The following is a 20,150-nucleotide window of genomic DNA, read 5'->3' on the forward strand; positions in this document are numbered from 1 at the left end:
TTGCCGGCGATCGCGGTCACCGCACGACGGGGCATGGAGCAGATGGGCGCACTGCGAACGGGGCGGACGCTGGCGCGGCTGAACCAGGCTGACGGTTTCGACTGCATGGGGTGCGCATGGCCCGATCCGGATCCCGACCACCGCAGCTTTGCCGAGTTCTGCGAGAACGGCGCCAAGGCTGTCGCGGAGGAGGCAACGCTGCGACGCGTGGGCCCGCAGTTCTTCGTCGAGCACGACCTGGACGACTTGGCCGGACGCAGCGACTACTGGTTGGGACAACAGGGCCGGCTGACCGAGCCGATGGTCCGGCGGCCGGGGTCGAACCACTACGAGCCGATCGAGTGGGATGAGGCCTTCCGGTTGGTCGCCGACCACCTCAACGGGCTGGGCTCCCCAGACGAGGCGGTCTTCTACACCAGCGGCCGGACGTCGAACGAGGCCGCGTTCCTGTATCAGCTGTTCGTACGGGTGCTGGGCACGAACAACCTCCCTGACTGCTCCAACATGTGTCACGAGTCGACCTCGGTTGCCCTCGCCGAGACGATCGGGATCGGCAAGGGGAGCGTGTCCCTGGAGGACATCTACGACGCGGACCTCATCGTCATCTGCGGCCAGAATCCCGGGACGAACCATGCGCGCATGCTGACTGCGCTCGAGAAGGCGAAGCATCGGGGGGCCAAGATCCTGGCAGTGAACCCGCTGCCGGAGGCCGGTCTGCTCGGGTTCCGTAACCCCAAGACCGCCCGCGGCCTGTCCGGGGTCGGCACCCAGCTCGCCGACCTGCATCTGCCCATCCGGGTGAACGGCGACCTGGCGCTGTTCCAGGCGATCGGTGCCGTGCTGGTCCGGGCGGAGGCGCTAGCCACAGCCGAGGGACGGCCCGGTTCGGTGCTGGACCTGGACTTCATCGAGCGGTGCACGGTGGGATTCGCCGCCTGGGCCGAGCACGTGCAAGCCGTCGATTGGTCGCAGGTGGAGGCCTCGACCGGTCTTCCTCGGCAGCAGATCGAGGCGGCCGCCGAGATGTTCGTCCGGTCGAAGCGAACCGTCGTCTGCTGGGCCATGGGGATCACCCAGCACCGCAATGCGGTCGCGACGATCAAGGAGATCGTCAACGTGACCCTGGCGCAAGGGAACATCGGCCGGCCAGGAGCGGGATTGTGCCCGGTCCGCGGCCACTCCAACGTCCAGGGCGACCGGACCATGGGCATCTGGGAGAAGCTTCCGGAGCATTTCGGGGACGCACTGCGCGACGAGTTCGGCTTCGAACCTCCGCGCAAGCGTGGACTGGACGTCGTCGATTCGATCCGTGCACTGAGGGATGGGGACGCACGGCTGTTCGTCGGTCTGGGCGGGAACTTCGCCGCCGCGGCCCCCGACCCCGACATCACGCATGAGGCCCTGCGGTCGGCTGCGCTGACGGTCCAGATCTCGACCAAGCTCAACCGGTCGCACGTCGTCTGCGGGGAAACCGCTCTCATCCTGCCGACCCTTGGCCGCTCCGAGCGGGACGTGCAGGCGAGCGGTGAGCAGTTCGTCTCCGTCGAGGACTCGATGTCTTCCGTGCACCGTTCGCACGCACGACTCGAGCCGGCCAGCCCGCACCTGAGGTCGGAGGTTGCGATCATCTGCGGCTTGGCATCTGCGGCAACCGGCGTTCAGCCAGCGGGCACGAGCATCGACTGGACGGCGTTGACCGCGGACTATGAACACATCCGCGGGCACATCGCGCACGTCGTACCTGGCTGTGAGGCGTACGGCGAGAAGATCAGCCGACCCGGGGGCTTCGTGCTGCCGCACCCGCCGCGCGACTCCCGCACGTTCGAGACGGAGTCGAAGCGGGCTGTCTTCACCGTGAGTCTGATGGGGGTGTTGGCCGTCCCAGACGGGTACCTGCTGCTGCAGTCGATCCGTAGCCACGACCAGTTCAACACGACGATCTATGGGCACGACGACCGCTACCGGGGGATCGAGGGTGGTCGCGACGTGGTCCTCGTTCACCCCGACGACATCGCCCAGTCCGGTTTCCAGGCAGATCAGCTCGTCGACGTCGTCTCGATGTGGGAGGACCGGAGCGAACGGGTGCTAAACGGCTGCAGACTTGTGCCGTACGCGACACCGCGAGGTTGCGCTGCCGCCTACTACCCCGAGGCCAATGCGCTGGTCCCGCTGGACTCCACGGCACGAGGAAGCAACTGCCCGACGCCCAAGTCGGTCGTCGTCCGTCTGATGACCGTCGATCCCGGCCGGCGTTCGAAGGTGGGCAAGGACGGGAAGCGCGCCGGAGCGGACGCCCAGCACAAGAGCGAGGTCCAGCCGCACCACCTGAGCTAGGCCGCCGAAGCCGAAGTCGTTGGTCGACGATCCTTGGAGCCGAACATGTCAGACCGGATTGGGCGCGAGCATCCCCGCGGAAGTCGTGCCGTGCACCGACTCCAGGAATGGTCTGCGCGTACGTTCGCCACGGGGCTGGCTGCTGCCCTGAGTGTGTGCGTGCTGATCTCGGCGACGCTGACCCGGCGGGGGGACGCACTGCTGGTCTGGTTCGAGGCGGTGGCCTCGGGGGTGACCTTGGTGATGGTCTTCGTCCTCCAACACACGCAGACCCGGCAACAGGTGGCACTCCAGCTGAAGTTGGACGAGTTGCTGCGAGCACTGCCTGAAGCCGACTCGCGACTCATCCGACTGGAGTCGGCGCCGCCGGCCGAGATGGCCGTGATCGCCGATGTCGAAGGAACCGGCCGACCGGGGTCGTCCTGAGGTTCGACCCTCATCGGGACAGGGGCAGAATGCCCCCATGATCCCGGACTCGGCTCCCGACCCGAACCCCTTGGAGCAGGCCGCGCCGGATCACGAAGCGTCCGACCTTGCGATCGGGCACTGGTTCATCACGGCGGACCAGCGCCGCAACCCGGAAACCGATCTTCGCGTCTTCACCACCGGCAACCGGGTCCAGCCGCTGGTCGACGGGCGAAACTACTTTCGGCGGCTGTACGCCGAGCTCAGTGGCACTCAGGCCGGAGACCAGGTCTACTTTTTGGACTTCCGTGGCGACATGGACGAACGGCTCGACGGACCTGGGACCGAGGTGGGCCGGGTACTCGCTGATGCAGCCGAACGTGGGGTCGCCGTCTTCGGGCTCCTCTGGCGCTCCCAGCCACGTTGGCTCAAGCAGAGCGAAGAAGGCAACGCCGACTTCGTCCGCCACATCTCCGAGCACGGGGGCCAAGTGATGCTCGATGCCCGCACGCGCAAGGCGGGTAGCCACCACCAGAAGCTCGTCGTCATCCGGCATCCGGCGCGGCCCCAGGATGACGTGGCCTTCGTGGGCGGAATCGACCTCGGTTTCAGCCGCAACGACGACGGATCGCACGCGGGCGACCCGCAGCCGATGGACGAGTTCCCCGACGCGTACGGGGCGCGACCGCCCTGGCACGACATCCAGGCTGAGGTGCGCGGCCCGGCCGTCCACGACCTCGAGCACACGTTTCGTGAGCGTTGGTACGGCAGCAGCGTCCTCGACATTCCGAGCCCGATCAGACAGTTCTACGACCGCACGTACCACGCGAGCGCGATGACCGGGCTGCCGCTGCCCGAGCCCGAACCGGATGGGGGCGCTCGGCCGGATCGGCAGGCGGTCCAGGTGCTGCGAACGTATCCGGCCCGGCTGCGCCGCTACCCGTTCGCCCCGCTCGGTGAGCGGAGCATCGCGCAGGCCTACCGCCGAGCGTTCCAGCGAGCCGGACGCCTGGTCTACCTGGAGGACCAGTACCTGTGGTCGAGCGATGTGGCCGGGGTGATCGCGGACGCGTTGCGCAGGAGTCCGGAGCTCCGTGTCATCGTCGTGGTACCCCGGTACTCGGACAAGGGCGGTCGCATCGACGGAATGCCAACCAGGGTCGGCCGCGAGGACGCCGTACGGCTGTGCCGCCGGGCCGGAGGAAGCCGGTTCGCGATGTACGACCTCGAAAACGCGGGAGGGGACCCGGTTTATGTCCACGCCAAAGTCGTGGTCATCGATGACGTCTGGGCCATGATCGGGTCCGACAACCTGAACCGCCGTTCCTGGACCCACGACAGCGAGCTGTCGATCGCGGTGCTCGACGAGGATCGAGACGAACGGGAACCGCAGGATCCGGCCGGCCTCGGTGACCACGCTCGAAGCTTCGCCCGGGCGCTACGCCTCTCCTTGCTGAACGAGCACCTGGACCGCGAAGGCGAGGTCAGCGACCTGCTCGATCCAGTCAGCGCGTTCGACGCCGTCGCCCAGTCAGCTGCCGGGCTGAAGCAGTGGCACGACGGCGGCCAGGTCGGGGTGCGGCCACCTGGTCGCCTCCTTCCCGCGACGCTCGACGGCGTCAGCTCCGCGCAACGGCTGTGGGCGGTGCCGCTCTACCGCGCGTTGTACGACCCGGACGGAAGGGCCTGGCGGGACAAGCTGAGGCGACGGACCTGACGCGACGGGCCCAAGTGTGGGCGCCGCCCTGGCGGGGCACGGTAGGTCGGATGAGAGCGAGGGAGCGACGATGACCTTGGTGGCGGTGGTGGCCCATTCCGGGAAGACGCTGGGCGGAGGACTGGTAGAGCTGCGCGAGGTTCTGGCCGAGCAGGGGTACCCCGACCCGCTCTGGTTCGAGGTGGCGAAGAGCAGTAAAGCGCCGAAGGCCGCTCGCCGGGCCTTCGCCAAAGGCGCTGAGGTCGTGTTCGTGTGGGGAGGAGACGGGTCGGTTCAGCGTTGCATCGACGCACTGGCCGGTTCGACCGCAGTGATCGCCATCCTTCCGGCGGGCACGGCGAACCTGTTAGCGACCAACCTCGGCGTGCCCAAGGATCTGCACGAGGCAGTCCGCATCGGCCTGAGTGGGGAACGCCGTGCTCTGGACACCGGCTCGGTCAACGGCGAGCACTTCGCCGTGATGGCCGGCGCCGGATTCGACGCTCTCATGATCAAGGATGCCGACGGCGGCATGAAGGATCGGGTGGGACGCGTCGCCTACTTCTGGACGGGTGCACGGAACCTCAGCGCGCGACGCGTCAAGGCAACTATCGACGTGGATGGCAAGCGGTTCTTCAAGGGCAGCGCTTCGTGCGTGCTCGTGGGCAACGTGAGCAAGATCTTGGGCGGGATCGAGGCCTTCACCGGCGCACGTCCCGACGACGGGCTGCTCGAGCTCGGCGTCGTCACTGCGAAGAACCCGGCGCAGTGGACGCGAACGCTGGGTCGGGTTGCGGTGGGGCAGGGCGAGAAGTCGAAGTTCGTCGAGGTGGCTCGCGGCACACGATTCCGCATCCGCTTCGATCGGCCGTTCCCCTACGAGCTCGATGGTGGGGCGCGCCCAGCGGTGAAGAAGCTGCGGATCAAGGTTCATCCGGCGTCGATCAAGATCTGTGTGCCCGCTGACGACGCCAACCCACCACCAGGGTGACGCCGGTGAACCAGGTCACCCCGAAGAACCACCCACCCAAGACGTCCGTGGGCCAGTGGACGCCGAGCCACACCCTGGAGAAGCCGACTGCTGCGGCGTAGACGGCAGCAGTCGCCCAGAGCAGTCGACGCGGCCACCCCGCGGGCAGGCGGTCGGCCAGAGCCCAGGCGCAGAAGGTGGCGAAGATCGTCGCAACCGTGGTGTGGCCGGACGGGAACGACGGGCCCCCAGCCGCGCCGGCCCAGTCCGCCATCGAAGGCCGCGCTCGCCCGACCACGGCGTTGACGCGCAGTCCCAAGAAGACCCCGAGGCCGGCCGCACCCGAGAGCAGCACCCCAGCCCGGATCCGTCGCGCGTAGCTGCTGCCTGCCTTCAGCGCGGTCGCCCCGACGACGACCAGCGCCGGGATGGCGAAAGCAGTGACGCCACCCCAGGTGACCGCTCGCGCGAGCACCAGACTGCCCGCACTGCGATGGGCGACCACCCAGCCGTGGACGGCACTGTCCACGGCAGCCGGCTGGGCACCCTGCACCGCGACCCAGACCGACAACGCGGCAAAGGTGGCTCCTGACGCCACGCAGGTCGCGACGAGGGCGACGGGCCACCGGCCCGCCCCCCAGAACGCGACCGGCGGCAGGTCGCGCAGGACAGCCACTTCTTCAGGTGGGCCAGGTGCCGTTGGCGACAGGACGTCCTCCGCTACCCCGATCGCCACCTCGGCTGTGCTCGCCGGCCCAGGGTCGGGGTTCCGTTGGTCGTTCGCAGGCTTAGCCGGAGTCACCGTTGCTCCTCTGTCGGGGCAGGAGCGTCGTGATCACGAGCAGCAGCCACAGCGCTCCGCCCAGGGCACCGACGATGACGTCGCTCGGGTAGTGCATCCCCCGGTAGAGACGTGAGAGGGCGACCACAACGGGGATGGCGAAGAGAACCCACGCCACGACCTTGATGGCCGTGCGGCGGCCGTAGACCCAGAGCAGCAGGACCGCCAGGGAGCCATACAGAGCGACTGCCGCGGCCGTGTGTCCGGACGGGAAGCTCGAAGTCGGTGGAGACGCGTCGAGCCGAGGCACGGGAGGTCGGGGACGGTGAACGGTCGCGGTCACCGCGAGGAACAGCAGCAGCTCCCCGCCGATCGCCACCCCGACGATCAGCGACTCGTACCACCGGCCGAGCCGCCAGCGGAGAAAGAGCATGGCGACAACGGTGACGATGATGGCGGTCTGGGTGTTCGCAACCCCGCTGCCGAAGGCGCTGACGGTGTTCCACGGGCCGCTGCGATGCGCAGCGAACCACTCGTCGACCCCCCGGTCGAGCTCGTTCAGGCGCCCGGACCCGAGGACGTGGGTCACGAGCAGTCCGAGGCCGGACAACAGCGCCCACAGTGCGATGAACCCGCCGCCCAGCCGAAGGGCGACCACCTTGCCGTCGCCTACTGGATGGGGCCGTTCGGGGCGGCTATCGTCGGGCATCGTCAGACTCGGCGGTAGCGGGCTTCGGCGAGCCCGTACACGCCGAAGGCGATCAGTCCTAGCCCGGCCAGACCCAGCAGCAGCCCGCCGAAGGGCCGGTCGCGCAAGGTCTTGAGCGCACCGTCGAGCCCGCTGGCCTTCGCGGCGTCGTAGGTCCAGGCCGCCGACACCACCAGGACACCCGTCAGGGCGAAGACGCACCCGCGCGCGATCGTGCCGACAGTGCCTAGGCGACGCACCGAGTCCCGGATCTTGCCGGTCAGCGCGTCCGCAGGGAAGTAACGCATGAACTTCTGCTTGGCGCCCTCGACGACCATGACGGCACCGATGCCGACGATGGCCAGTCCGACCAGAGCGACCACCCAACGCCCACCTGGGTGGGCCATCGCCTCGGCGGCGTAGCCGCGTTGCTGGCTGGACTGCGTGACGCGCGAACCCTCGAGCAGCGCCAGCGAGGTGTAGGCGAGGAATCCGTAGATCAGGCCTCGGGCGAGCGACTTGAGACGGGGACCGGCCCCACGACCTTCACCGGTCACGCCGAAGGCCGCTTCGGAGAGCCGCCAGAGTGCGTACCCGGCGAAACCCAGCGCCATCGAACCGACGACCCAGCCACCCAGCGGCTTCGCCAGCACCTGAGCCAAGGCGCCCTTCTGATCCACCTGGGCGTGGCCCCCGCGGGCTACGAGCACCGCGAGCAGTCCCATCAGCAGGTAGACCAGCCCACGCGCGGCGAGTCCGGCCCGGGCGGCCCAATTCATGGGACGGATGTTCGCGGCCTGTTCGGTCGCCGTACCCACCAGATGGCCTGCGCTTCTCGACACCGTCAAGGGTTTCTCCTTCAGAGTCTCTCTGAGTTATACCCCCATCCCGGTCCAGCCATGCCGACAGCCGGGACGGCTCCCCTCCCTGCCTCGTCTCGGGCCCGAGTATGGGAGCGTCTGGGCAGGGGTACTCCGTAGTCGTGGGTTGTCCGAGAGGTAGGCGAGATGGTGCTTGGAATCGAAGCTTCGCCTGCCGACTGGCTCCTCAGCTCGGGCGAACGGGACAACCCGGACACGCTCCTGGACTCACGACACGCTGGCGCGCTCGCTTGGTCGACCGGTAACCAGGTTCGGGCGCTGGTCCACGGCGCCACGTACTTCCGTGAGCTCCTCGCAGCCGTCCAGGCCATGGGGGAGGGAGACTCGCTGTTCTTCACCGACTGGCGAGGCGACCCCAATCAGCGGCTGGACGGACCTGGCACCGAGATCGGTCCGGTCTTCGCCGCCGCGGCCAGCAGAGGTGTGCGTGTGCGTGGCTTGTTGTGGCGCTCGCACGGGGATCGCTTCCAGTTCAGCGCGAAGGAAAACCGTCACCTCGGTGACGAGATCAAGGACGCTGGCGGTCAGTGCCTGCTCGACATGCGGGTGCGCCCGTTTGGCTCACATCACCAGAAGCTCGTCGTCCTCCGCCATCCTCTTCAGCCGCAACGGGACGTCGCGTTCATCGGGGGGATCGATCTGTGCCACAGCCGTCGGGACGATCAATCGCACGCGGGTGACCCGCAGCGGCAGAAGATGGCAGCCGTGTACGGCGACCGGCCGCCCTGGCACGACATCCAACTCGCGATCCACGGGCCGGCCGTCGGCGACGCCGAAGCCGTCTTCCGCGAGCGATGGGACGACCCCGCCCCGCTGAGTCGCAACCCCATCCACCTCATCGGCGAGAGGGTGCACCGGGAGGACCGGACGGCTCGCGTCCTGCCCCCTCAGCTCCCCGACCCGGCGCCACGCGGAACCCAAGCGGTCCAGCTGCTGCGCACCTACCCGAGTCGACGCCCGGGGTACCCGTTCGCCACGGCGGGGGAACGCAGCGTCGCTCTTGGCTACAGCAAAGCCGTGAGCAAGGCCCGATCGTTGATCTACGTCGAGGACCAGTACCTCTGGTCGCTGGACGTGGCTCAGATCTTCGCCGAAGCCCTGACCCGGCAGCCCGGCCTTCACCTGATCGTGGTGATACCGCGATTCCCGGACCAGGACGGGCGCACGGCCGTCCCGCCCAACCTGCTGGGACGTGAGCCGGCGCTACGCCTCCTTCGGGAGGCCGGCGCATCCCGGTTCGGGGTCTACGGCCTCGAGAACGCCGCGGGGACCCCGATCTACGTCCACGCGAAGGTCTGTGTCATCGACGACACGTGGGCATGCGTCGGCTCCGACAACGCCAACCGCAGATCGTGGACCCATGACAGCGAGCTGAGCTGCGCGGTGCTCGACACCTCGACCGACGATCCTGGATCGCGGGGTTCGTGGGCCCGGGCCCTCCGCCTCGAGCTGGCGCGTGAGCACCTGGGCCGCGCTCTGTCCGAACCCGAGGCCGACGATCCAGCCAGGACGTTCGAGGCCTTCCGCGAGTGCGCCGCCGACCTCGACGCCTGGCACCGTTCTGGTGCGGCCGGACCACGGCCGCCCGGCCAGCTGCGCACCTATGAGCAGCCGGAGCTGTCGCGGCTGACCCGGATCTGGGCGACCCCGATGTACCGCCTCCTCTTCGACCCGGACGGTCGCAGCCGACAGCTGCGGCGGAAAAACGCCTATTAGGACTCGGCCGGGTGAGGGGTAGGCATGGGCATGGACTTCTTCGACGTCGTAGTGCTCGGCGGCGGGTCAGCAGGTGAGCTCGTCGCGACCACCGTCTCGCAGGCCGGCCGCTCCGTCGCTTTGGTCGAGCGGCTCAGGGTGGGGGGCGAGTGCCCGTATGTCGCGTGCATGCCGAGCAAGGCGATGCTGCGCAGTGCGGAGGTCCGTGGACTCCTGAACTACGCGCACGAGCTGGGCGCAGTCGCCGACCCGGTGCCGATGGGTTCCGACATCGACGCCTTCGCCGCCGCAGCGGCTCGGCGCGACCGGATCTCCGACTACCGGGACGACGCGGCGACGGCACGGTCGCTCACCGACGCAGGCGTGACGCTGTTGCGCGGCGACGGGCGGATCCGGTCCGAGGGCGTGCTCACCGTGAGCGGGACGGACATCGGCTGGCGCGACCTCGTCGTGGCGACGGGCTCTCGCGCGAGAAGGCCGGAGATCGATGGGCTGGACACGGTCCCCACGTGGACCAGCGACGAGGCGCTGAGCAGTCGGCACCGCCCTCAGTCGCTGTTGATCCTCGGCGGGGGCCCGGTGGGCTGCGAGCTCGCCCAGCTGTACGAACGGTTCGGCGTCCGGACCGTCCTCGTCGAGTCCGGTGGCCAGGTCGCCGGACGTGAAGATGCTGCGGTTGCCAGACGGCTGGCTGAGATGCTCGCCGCCGACGGGGTCGACGTCCGGCTGGACGCGGAGGTGCGATCCGTTGTCCGGGGCGCCACCGGGCTGACCGAGGCGCTGTTTTCGGACGGGGCCCGGGTCCAGTTCGAACGACTGATCCTCGCCATCGGCCGCGACCCCGCAACGTACGGGCTCGGTCTCGAACGGCTCGGGCTCGCACTCTCCCCGACCGACCCGCTCGAGGTCGACGGGTCAGGGAGGGCGAGCGGACACCTGCACCTGTGGGCGGCCGGTGACGTCACGGGCACCGCCCCGTTCACCCACACCGCCAACTACCAGGCCCGGCTGGTAGCCGAGAACCTGCTCGGCGGCTCGCGGGTGGCGGACTACTCCGCGATCCCGCGGGCCATCTACACGGACCCGCCGGTCGCCAGCGTCGGCCTCACCGCGGAGGAGGCGACGGCACAGGGGCACGACGTCGTCCAGCTGGAGCTCGATCTCAGCGAGGTGGCGCGGAGCCTGACCGAGGGCGACCCGCGCGGCCTGCTGGTACTCACCGCCGACGTCGAGCAACGGCTCCTGCTCGGCGCTGCGGCGATCGGGCCCAGGGCCGACGAATGGATGGCCGAGATGACTCTCGCGATCCGGGCCAAGGTCCCGCTCGAGATCCTCGCCGACGTGATCCACGCGTTCCCCACGTACGGCGAAGCCTTCGAGCCGTTGCTCCGCAAACTCGTGCAGACCCACCCCACGCGTCATTACCGAAAGGACCCAAGCTGACGCACCAACCGCGGGGAGCCGCACCAGGCTCATCCTCGCGGCCGGCGAAACCACCTTCGTCGCTGACCCTGAGGAGGTTTCACCTCGACGCGAACGAGAGCGAGCTCGTCCCGGTGCATGGATCTGGACTCCTCTGACCACGGCTGACGAACACCTGTTGACGGGTCGGCAAGGCGAGCTCCGTGAGAACCGGAGTGAGAACCAAAGCTCCGTCAAACTTGGATAGACAGGGTGTTGACCGGTCTGAGTCGGTAACTGGGATCGTGACAAACGTACAGGTCAGAGCGTTGTGAGGGGCCCCTAAGGTGCCCGGCGGGGAGCCCCGGACAAGGGCTTGGGCAGACCTACGGATCAGAAGGTTGGGGGTTCGAGTGCCTCCGGGCGCGCCCCCAAGAGCGCAGGTCAGCAACGCGGCGCCTCCGGCGCACCGTGGTGCGCGAAGATTCACGGCGCTCGCCGTGTTTCTTATGCAATTTGTACAGCGCACCGCGAATCTTCTCGTCAGAGCCGGTTTCTCTTGCCATGAGGGTCTGGTTCTTGATCGTTCTGTGGCCTGTACAGCTATGCGTACAGCTATGCGGCCTGCGGAAGGATCGGCCCGGCACCTTCGAGCACCTTCGGCGCCGCATCGGGCTTCCGCCGAGCCGCGGCAGGGGGAGTGCTTTCGGGACCCGATCAATATCCGGTCGGTGCGGTCGGCCGGTGAGCGCGCGGCCGTGTGATCGCCGCGCTGCTCGCCCTGGTGGCAGCCTGGCAGGAGCCTGAAATGAGAACCTGGCGCGGCCGGTGGGCAGCGACCATCGCGGGCTTCGTCCTTCTCTTCTGCCTCGCTTTCGCGGTCGGTGCTGGGCACGTCCCGCGATCGCGTGGTGGCCGGATTCGATGACTGGCGAGTCGTTGCGGTAACCGTCGTGGCATTCGATGATGTCCGTGTGCGGAGCTTGCTCAGCGTGGCCGAGGAGATCGGCGAACAGGCCCGCGGCGAGCTAGCTGCGTCGGGGGTCACCATCAACCGATTCGTCGCCGTCACGCAGGAGTGGGTGACGATCGCCAACATCGGACGCCTGGGTATGGGAGAGCAACGGTTCCCCACCGACGAGACGTACTCGCGCAGCCGGTTTCCGCAGGTCACCGTGCTGCTGGAGCGTGGCGAGGGGTACCTGGCGGTGCAGCACGCGCCCGAGTGCCCGCCGGAGGTCGCCCGGATGCTGGCGCTGTTCGGCAAGAGCTCGTGCGTCGGCGTCCCGCTGAACGGAGAGGACGGCCAGCTGTGGGGCGAGCTGTATGCCACGCGCGACTACGGGCGCCCGGCGTTCGGACAGCACGAGCTGGCCCTTGCGACCGCCCTCGCTGACGAGGCTGGGCCGCGGCTCGCGGCCTGCCCCGTCTCCCCTTGATCCTTGGCAGACTGGTGTGGCTGCCAGCCCGCGCGACCGTGCGCCAAAGTCATCAAGAGGGCGTGCGTGACCATGTCAGAACAGGTGAACGACGGGGTAGCGCCGTGCGACGCCAAACTCGTGGTCGAGAACTGGTTCGGCTGGGCCGTTGAAGGTGTAGCCCTGCTCCGCTAGGTCGCGCCTCGGCGGCGCCGTCTTGCACACAAGCCACGCGGACCCAGCGAACCCGTCAATCGGGTCAAGTCTCCACGTCCGAACCTCCACGCACCAACGATGACACCGGCAGTCCGACGCTCGGCAGGGTCCAAAGGCCGCCGGGTATCGACCCGGGGCCACTTGACGCGGATGGTTGGCCGGGCTCCCGAACGAGGAGCGCGACACGGCCCGACGCCGAGTGGGACGAGCCATCAGCCAGCGAGGCACTGGTCAGGCTGCTCGTGCAGCCCGTCGACCTGCTGGAGGGGCTACCTTGTCCTCACCGCCGGGCCCGTGATCGTGGCAGAGCCCCACCGCCGAGGCGGCAAGGGGACGAAGACGCCAGCGCGAACACCGTCGCTGCGCAACCCGTCTCAAGCCCCGCCTCATGCTCGTTGAGGTGCATCCCGCGTTGGGTGACCCGGGACGAGGAGTTCAACGGATGGCTGCTGGCCCACGCATTGCGAGATCGCCACGGATCAACTGGTCACTGGGCTGACCCCGTCCGCCCGTCGCGCCGCTTTGCCCGAGTCGTTGGGACCTTCGCCTCTTCACGTTGCGCTTGGCCCGTCCTTCGGTGGAACTGTCGATGGCTCGCGGGGACGCTCGGCTAGGGAAGCGGTGGTCTCATGAATCGTTCGATGATGCCCGCGTTGGCGTCGGAGGTGTCGGTGTCCGTGGTGGGCGTCGGCTCGTACCTGCCTGAGCACCGAGTCTCCAACGAGGAGATCCTCCACTACCTCCGCCCAGCCCGACCGGATGGCCGGTTGCTGGAGCCAGAATGGGTCGTCAAGCACCTCGCCATCCTTGAGCGTCGCCTTGATTACGAGTTCGGGGGGCGGCGCAAGCGCAGCCGGGCCGACGGCGGGATCTACGACGGCGACCTGACGTTGCGGGCGGCGCGTCTAGCCTTGGAGGACGCCAGCATCGACGCTACGGATATCGACCTGTTCGTTCACATCACCTCGACTCCGGACACGATCTCCTGCCAGGATCACTTCCGCTACTTGACGCGCGAACTGGGGTTGCGTCGTGACATCGATCTGGTCCACCACAATCTCGGTTGTGCCGGTCTGGCATCAGGATTTCGCAGCGCCGCTGCCGCGCTCGTCTGCGAAATGCCGACCACGGCGTTAGTGGTGGCGAGCAACTGCCCTTCCGGCTACTTCGACCCCGAGGTCCACGACTACTACTACAACCATCCAAGCGGCATGGGCTGGCTGGCTCCCCTGATGTTCGCCGACGGCGCGGGAGCCGTCGTGTTCCGCTCGGCCCCGCGCGACCCCGACAGCCGCCCCAAGGGACTGCTGTCGGTCCGCTACGAGACCAACCCTGACGTCGAACTCGTGAACTACCCAGCGGGTGGCTGCCTCCATCACACCTCGCCAACCAACCTGCCCGACAACGTCTTCTTGATGGACGGCGTCAAGGTTGCCGAGGTGTTCGCCCCACTCATGACCCGGAACTTCCAGATGCTGCAGGAGGACTGGCCCACCAAGATCAAGCCGACAACGGGAACGGACTTCGACATTGACTCGGTCGCTCGCTGGTATCTGCACCAAGCCAACGGTGTCGTGGTTCGTCGCGCGGTGGAGATGCTGGGCCTTCCGCCCGAACGGGTCCCGATTGGTGTCGACCACTATGGGAATACCTCGGCCGCCAGCACCTTGATCCTGCTCGACGAGGACCGCCGAGCGGGCCGGGTCCACGACGGAGATCTGATCGCCTTCCTGTGGATCGGGGCAGGCAACGGTGCGATGAACGGCTACTCGACGATCGTGCTGTGACCCAGGCCGTCGCCCCTCCGCCCCGCCCGGTTGAGGCGCTGCACAAGGCCGCTGGCCACACACTGGAGCAGGCTCGACGCCCCTTGCGGCCAGTCAGCCGTGGCGGGCGCTGGTGCCGCTACCACCGGGATGTCGGGATGCAGCAGGAGCACTGGGTGACCCAGGCCGAGGTGTGGTCGAGGGGGTGATCGATCACCGGTTGTGGCGATCCGTGATGAGGGGTTCCCTATTGCCCCAGCGGGAACCGACGGGGGTCATCCGGCTCTACCGAAGTTCCGTTACGCAATGCAAGGCTCATCGGCGCTGAGGGAACGTGCGATGACGCCAACCGGCGACACCGGTGCCAGGAATCACGCCCGAGGGGTACGGCCGTTCAGGGCCGCTTGCCCCCGGGTGCTCCCTCGCACAGCCCGTCTTCCGGCCCACAAGCCTGTTTCAGCGGCCCTGAAAGGGCTGGGGTACGAACGGGGTGACTACGGACCTTCGAGAGAGGTGAGAGCCATGCCGCAAACACGCGCATTCCTGACACTGCTCGCGGTGACCGTGCTGGGCGCGGGCCTGACCGTCCCCGCCTTGCCAGCAAACGCCGCCTCGGCGGGCAAGGCCACCTACATCATCGATCGGTGCTTCTGGTACTTCGAAGAGGTCCCGGTGTTTGAGAACCTGGGACACGACGGGCACGTGCTCAAGGGCTCAGCGCCTCACTTCTTCGCGGACTTCCTGTGGCAAGCCACCACCGGGACCTGGACGGCCATCGGATATGAGTCGAACCCGATGCGCGTGAACGCAAACACGCTGTCCGACAAGGCGAACTTTCACGGCGAGTTCAACTTCACCGACTGGACAGGCATGATCGGCGACTTCAGCGGCACCCTCACCTGGGGCAGCACCCGGTATGGGATCTACGACGGCCTAGCCACTGACGGATCAGGCACGGTCCTCAAGGGCAAAGTCGGACTCGACCCGTCGCCGTACCTACCCCTCCCCACTGTCTGCTACCCCTACTCCGAGGGGGGCCAGGACATCATGATGTGGACGATCATCACCCCGTAGGCGAGACGCCGACCGCGAGCACGGTCTCCCCGGTCCCCCAGTCGAAGGCGACGGCCACCGTCTTCCTCGGATCCGTTGACACGTCGAGACCCCACGTGCGCTTCGAGGTGGCCTGGACGTCTCGATGTGTCGTTTGCTGATCGAGGTGTTCAGCCTCCCGCGACCAGCCTTGCGCCCGTGATTCCCAGGTGGCGCACCTCCCACGTCATGTGGCCGACTGCCACACTCCGTCGCAGGATCTCGTGGAAGGAGACTCTGGGTGGCCAGGCAGTTCTGAGCCCCGCTCGGCATTCCCGTGGGGACGCCCTTCAAGAACCGTCACGCCCTGCGCGACGCAGGTGTTCACGCCCCGCTGATGGCTGGCATCTCAGGCACCCAGGCTGAGGGTGCCGACGCGATCGTCGTCTCGGGCGGCTACGTTGACGACGCCGACTACGGCGACGTGATCATCTACACCGGCCATGGTGGCAACGATCCCGCAACCAAGCAGCAAGTCGCGGATCAGGACATCGCCGCGCACGGCAACGTCGGGGGGATCACCAGCGAACGGGAGGGCCTACCCGTGCGGGTCGTGCGGGGCGCCGGTGGCCACTCCGAGCACGCCCCAGCGGCTAAAGCCGGGCTAAAGCCCATTGGTCTTTGAGCCGATCAGGCGGTGGGGGCTTCAGGGACGCATGGTCAGGGGGTGGTCGGTGTGGGCGCTGCTGTCGCGGTGACCGCGTCCTGGATCAGGCTTGGTCGCAACAGGCGGGCGACGGCCCTCAACGTGCTGATCGCCCTCGTGTACGGCGTTTTCGTCGTGTCCACCATCCCCGGCGTCCGACCGCACGCCGGCTACAGCCTGCTCCTCGACGGCTTCCTCAACAACCTCGCGTACATGCTCAGCGCGGTGCTTTGCCTGGTGCGAGCCAGGGAAGCCGTCGCCTTCCGCAGGGCCTGGCAAGTTCTGGGCGTGGGCCTAGGGGTCTACGGCCTGGGCAATGTCTACTGGACGATATTCGTCCGGCCGCTCGACCCCGAGCCGTTCCCCTCGCTGGCCGACGGGCTGTGGCTGAGCTTCTACGGCTTCGCGTTCGTCGCACTACTGATGGTGGTGCGCGAGATGACCACCGAGCGGCTGCCGCTGAGCCTGTGGCTCGATGGCGTCGTCGGCGGCCTCGCTGTCGCCGCGATCACGGCCGCGGTGGTTGGACCGGTCCTAGCCATCACCGGGGGCAGTGCGGCCGCAGTGGTCACGACGCTGGCCTACCCCCTGCTCGACGTCCTACTCATCCTCATGGTCACGGCCTTGATGGCGATGTTCCACTGGCGGCCGCCCGTCGGTCTGTGGCTGTTCGGCAGCGGGCTTGCGGTCTTCGTGGTCGCGGACGTCTGGTACGTCTCCTCGGCCGCCGACGGTACCTACCAGCCCGGCGGCCCCAATGACGCAATCTGGGTAGCGGCGACGCTGCTCATGGGCTTCGCCCCCGGGTGGTCGCGCCGGGCCGTCGGGACCGTGCTGCCCAAGTGGCTGCTGCTCGGCGTTCCCGTGCTGGCCACCTTGGCCGCCCTCGGCCTACTGGTGTACGACCGCGGCAGCCGCGTACACCCGGTCGCATTCGCCCTCTGCTGCCTCACAATCCTGGCGTCGCTGGCCCGCATGGTCGTGACGTTCCGCGAGGTCACGACGCTCGCCCACAGCCACCAGCTGGCCCTCACCGACGAGCTCACCGGCCTCGGCAACCGCCGGGCCTTCTACGAGCAGGTCGAGTCACGTCTGGCGACGCTGCCGGCGGACCACCGCGGCGCTCTTCTGCTGCTGGACCTGGACCGGTTCAAAGAGGTAAACGACTCTCTCGGGCACCAAGCCGGCGACGACCTGCTTCGCCAAGTCTCGGGCCGCCTCGCCGGCCTGCTATGTCGCGACGGCGACCTGCTGGCCCGCCTTGGCGGGGACGAGTTCGCGGTATTCCTGCAGCACGTCGACGTCTCCGGCGCGCAGGCCGTCGCGGAGCGCATCCGCGAGACCCTGGCCCCGCCATTCGAGGTTGACGGGGTGACCGTCCGGGTCGAGGCCAGCGTTGGCATCGCTCTACTGCCAGACCACGGGCGCGAGATCTCCGGCCTGCTCCGACAGGCGGATGTCGCGATGTACCAGGCCAAGGACTCCCGGGCCGGCTTCTCGGTCTACAGCCTCGCCGGCGACCTCGGCGGGCAGGAGCGACTGCGAACCCTCGAGGAACTGCGCGCCGCGATCTTCAGCCGCCAGCTGATCGTCCACTACCAGCCCAAGGTCGACTCCCAGACGGCCGCGGTAAACGGCGTCGAGGCACTCGTTCGTTGGCAGCACCCCACCCGCGGCCTGCTCTACCCCGACTCGTTCCTCCAGCTCGCCGAGGACTTCGGCCTCATGCGAGATCTCACGACGACAGTACTCGAGCAATCGCTGAGCCAAGTGCGGCTGTGGCGGGCGGCCGGCCGAGTCCTCAGCGTCGCGGTCAACCTGTCGGCGTCGTCCCTCGTCGACCTCGAACTACCAGACCGAGTACGGCTGCTTCTTCTCAACCACGGCCTGCCAGCCTCGGCCCTCGAACTGGAAATCACCGAGGACTTCCTCATGGGCGACCGCGAGCGGGCCCGTGACATCCTGACCCAACTCCGTGGGCTCGGCATCCGAGTGGCCGTCGACGACTTCGGCACCGGCTACTCATCGCTGGCGTACCTGCGAGAACTACCGATCGACGAGCTGAAGTTGGACCAGTCGTTCGTTCAGCGAATGGCCGACGACAACCGGGCAGCGGCGATCGTGACTTCCACCATCGGCCTTGCCCACTCCCTCGGCATGACCCTGGTCGCCGAGGGAGTGGAAGACGAGGCCACCGCCGTCCACCTCGCTCAGTCCGGCTGCGACCAGTCCCAGGGATACTTCTTCTCCCGTCCGGTCGACGCGAACTCGCTGGAACGCTGGCTCGACGCCCGCGGCCAGTACCCCACCCTCCCCTCCGCGGTCACGGCCGAGGTGCGGATCGAAGCGACGCTGTTGACGACCTCCGACGAGGCTGTCTGGTGACCCTCGCCCACGCCTCCAGCGCACAGCCTCGTGCCACCGAACCGTGGGCCGACCGGGGGCTCGCCGATGTCGTGCACGGCTTCGACGGGCTGCGCTTCCTCAGCGGCGAGCTCGCCGAGCTGGCAAGCCGCTGCGGGACACCAGCGACGGCACGACCCCCCTGGGTTCTCGCCACCCTCGCGCTCGAACCGGACGGCCAGCCGTTCGGGGTGCTCGTGCGCGACAGCACCGGACTGCTGGAAGGCGCGGCACTGCTCGTCTCGACGACGACGTCGACGTATGGGTCCGTGCAGGAGTTCGTCCAGCTTGCCGGAAGCAGCCCAGGGCACCGGGGTGCCCTGCTCGCGTCGAGCCCGGGTGCGGCCCACCGCCTCGGCGTCGCGCTGTCCACCGTTCTGGCCTCTGGACCGCCGGGGTACCACCTTCACCTTGGTCCCCTCGACTCCTCTTGCCAGGTGGCAGGAGCGCTCGCCGAGGCGCTCCCTGGCGTGGTGCGTACACCGACAGACCCAGTTCCCGTCGTACGACGAGCGCCCGGCGAGTCGAGCTCGGACTACCTGTCTGCGAACATGCAACGCACTCTGCGCAAGGCCACCAACCGCCTGCGCCGGGACGGCCGAGAGCTGACCGTCCGGTTCACGAAGGACCGCGTCCGGATAGCCCGGCTGCTGCCCGAGTTGGAGGCGACCCACCGGGACCGCGACCACGCGCGCGGCCGCAACAGCGACCTCGGCGATGGCAACGCCAGGCTGATATGGCACGCGCGGATGCGTGCTCTCGCCGACGAGGGGTCCCTCGAGCTCGCGGTGGCCCGCATCGACGGCCAGCTAGCCGCCTACGTGCTGGGGATCACCGATAGGCCCACGTACAGGGTGCTGGAGGGTCACATGGTCACTGAGTGGTCGCGTTACGCGCCGGGCCGCGTGCTCGAGTGGGCGGTGCTGCGGCGCGTGCTCGACGACCGGTCGTACGACACCCTCGACTGGATGACGTCGGTGGCGTCGGACACACTGCTAGCAGCCAACGACCGCGATCGCATGGTCACCCTCCGCAAGGACTGACGGTTGTGATCCGGAAGGACCTGCGTTCGCGCTAGTGGTCATGGCCGTAAGTTCGTCGGGGGTTCGGGCCCCGGCCGCGAGCAGTAGCCATTCACCGCGCGCGGCGTCGAGGCCGCGGAGCAGGAGCTGTTTGCCCTCTTGCACGGTGGCCATTTGCCCGAAGACCGGTTCGACGATCACGTTGCGCCGGGCGTAGGCCGCCTTGCCCTTCTTGGTGGTCAGCTTCCGTGCCATCCGCTGTTTGGGTGTCGCATCCTTCGGGATACGGCCACGTGGTGAGGCCGGGAGCGGGTCGTCGTGCTTGGTCCGTCCGGTGGCGATGATGAACTCGGTCCCCGTCGATGCGGTCAGCGCGGCTACTCGGGCGAGGTTCTTCTGCGAGCAGTAACCGGCGTCGGCGAGCGTCTGGCCCGGGGCGCGGCCGGTGTTCGCCGCCGTCTGCTCGGTCATCGGGATCAGGTTGGCCACGTCGGCGGCACAATCGTGCAGATCAGCGGCGACGATCAACTGGTGCTAGGCGTCGACCACGGCCTGGGCGTTGAAGCACTGGTGAACGACCCGCCGGAGACCTTCATGATCCTCTTACCTAGTGAACACGCTGGTGGACCTGTTCCGGGCCAACCGCAGCGTCTACGGGCTGCGCAAGTGCTGGCACGCGATGCGCCGTGCCGGCCATGCCGTGGGCCGGGACCCT

At 68.1% G+C, this 20,150-nt stretch carries 15 protein-coding genes and 1 pseudogene; 12 read left to right on the forward strand and 4 right to left on the reverse strand.

The annotated features are described in order from the left end of the window. The 4 genes from VIM19_02040 to VIM19_02055 all read left to right on the forward strand — a co-directional run bounded on the left by VIM19_02040 (window position 1) and on the right by VIM19_02055 (window position 5,426). The gene (locus tag VIM19_02040) at window positions 1–2,334 is read left to right on the forward strand and encodes an FdhF/YdeP family oxidoreductase (GenBank protein HEY5183693.1); all 2,334 of its coding nucleotides are present in this window, start codon (window positions 1–3) and stop codon (window positions 2,332–2,334) included. A 45-nt stretch (window positions 2,335–2,379) separates the two neighbouring features. Then, window positions 2,380–2,760, forward strand: coding sequence for a low affinity iron permease family protein (locus VIM19_02045; protein HEY5183694.1), 381 nt, complete (start codon window positions 2,380–2,382; stop codon window positions 2,758–2,760). A 37-nt stretch (window positions 2,761–2,797) separates the two neighbouring features. Continuing rightward, the gene (locus VIM19_02050; GenBank protein HEY5183695.1) at window positions 2,798–4,456 is read left to right on the forward strand and encodes a phospholipase D family protein; all 1,659 of its coding nucleotides are present in this window, start codon (window positions 2,798–2,800) and stop codon (window positions 4,454–4,456) included. Between the two features lie 70 nt (window positions 4,457–4,526). Further along, window positions 4,527–5,426 (forward strand): diacylglycerol kinase family protein, encoded by a 900-nt coding sequence (locus VIM19_02055; GenBank protein HEY5183696.1) that lies wholly within the window; start codon window positions 4,527–4,529, stop codon window positions 5,424–5,426. Here VIM19_02055 and VIM19_02060 read toward each other — a convergent pair. The 3 genes from VIM19_02060 to VIM19_02070 form a co-directional block, all read right to left on the reverse strand. Next, the gene (locus VIM19_02060; GenBank protein ID HEY5183697.1) at window positions 5,380–6,081 is read right to left on the reverse strand and encodes a phosphatase PAP2 family protein; all 702 of its coding nucleotides are present in this window, start codon (window positions 6,079–6,081) and stop codon (window positions 5,380–5,382) included. The two genes, VIM19_02055 and VIM19_02060, sit on opposite strands and share 47 nt — an antisense overlap. A 112-nt stretch (window positions 6,082–6,193) precedes the next feature. After that, entirely contained in the window at window positions 6,194–6,844 is a 651-nt protein-coding gene (locus VIM19_02065; protein HEY5183698.1) for a phosphatase PAP2 family protein, read from the reverse strand. Window positions 6,845–6,897: 53 nt separating this feature from the next. Further along, window positions 6,898–7,653, reverse strand: a complete 756-nt coding sequence (locus tag VIM19_02070; protein HEY5183699.1) for a DUF1206 domain-containing protein — start codon at window positions 7,651–7,653, stop codon at window positions 6,898–6,900. Between the two features lie 228 nt (window positions 7,654–7,881). Between VIM19_02070 and VIM19_02075 the strand changes: the two genes are divergently transcribed. From VIM19_02075 to VIM19_02110, 8 genes are all read left to right on the forward strand, one after another. Beyond that, window positions 7,882–9,471 carry a phospholipase D-like domain-containing protein gene (locus VIM19_02075; GenBank protein HEY5183700.1) on the forward strand — a complete coding sequence of 530 codons (1,590 nt, stop codon included), beginning with the start codon at window positions 7,882–7,884 and terminating at the stop codon, window positions 9,469–9,471. Between the two features lie 24 nt (window positions 9,472–9,495). Beyond that, the gene (locus VIM19_02080; GenBank protein ID HEY5183701.1) at window positions 9,496–10,914 is read left to right on the forward strand and encodes an NAD(P)/FAD-dependent oxidoreductase; all 1,419 of its coding nucleotides are present in this window, start codon (window positions 9,496–9,498) and stop codon (window positions 10,912–10,914) included. A gap of 932 nt (window positions 10,915–11,846) precedes the next feature. Further along, window positions 11,847–12,311: a GAF domain-containing protein gene (locus VIM19_02085; GenBank protein HEY5183702.1), complete on the forward strand. Its 465-nt coding sequence runs from the start codon at window positions 11,847–11,849 to the stop codon at window positions 12,309–12,311. Window positions 12,312–13,135: 824 nt separating this feature from the next. Continuing rightward, a complete protein-coding gene (locus tag VIM19_02090; protein ID HEY5183703.1) occupies window positions 13,136–14,293 on the forward strand; it encodes a 3-oxoacyl-[acyl-carrier-protein] synthase III C-terminal domain-containing protein in 1,158 nt (385 codons plus the stop codon). 501 nt (window positions 14,294–14,794) lie between these two features. Next, window positions 14,795–15,346, forward strand: a complete 552-nt coding sequence (locus VIM19_02095; protein ID HEY5183704.1) for a hypothetical protein — start codon at window positions 14,795–14,797, stop codon at window positions 15,344–15,346. Between the two features lie 295 nt (window positions 15,347–15,641). Further along, window positions 15,642–15,989 (forward strand): YDG/SRA domain-containing protein, encoded by a 348-nt coding sequence (locus VIM19_02100; protein ID HEY5183705.1) that lies wholly within the window; start codon window positions 15,642–15,644, stop codon window positions 15,987–15,989. Window positions 15,990–16,040: 51 nt separating this feature from the next. After that, complete coding sequence (locus tag VIM19_02105) at window positions 16,041–18,395, forward strand: EAL domain-containing protein (protein ID HEY5183706.1); 2,355 nt, start codon at window positions 16,041–16,043, stop codon at window positions 18,393–18,395. Then, window positions 18,392–19,456 (forward strand): GNAT family N-acetyltransferase, encoded by a 1,065-nt coding sequence (locus tag VIM19_02110; GenBank protein HEY5183707.1) that lies wholly within the window; start codon window positions 18,392–18,394, stop codon window positions 19,454–19,456. The genes VIM19_02105 and VIM19_02110 overlap by 4 nt, the downstream gene beginning before the upstream one ends. Before the next feature lie 72 nt (window positions 19,457–19,528). On the opposite strand, the pseudogene VIM19_02115 reads toward VIM19_02110, so the two are convergent. Further along, window positions 19,529–20,037, reverse strand: a pseudogene (locus VIM19_02115) (transposase). Between the last annotated feature and the right edge of the window lie 113 nt (window positions 20,038–20,150).

The sequence above is a fragment of the Actinomycetes bacterium genome (genome assembly GCA_036510875.1).
In the GTDB taxonomy this organism is placed as follows: domain Bacteria; phylum Actinomycetota; class Actinomycetes; order Prado026; family Prado026; genus DATCDE01.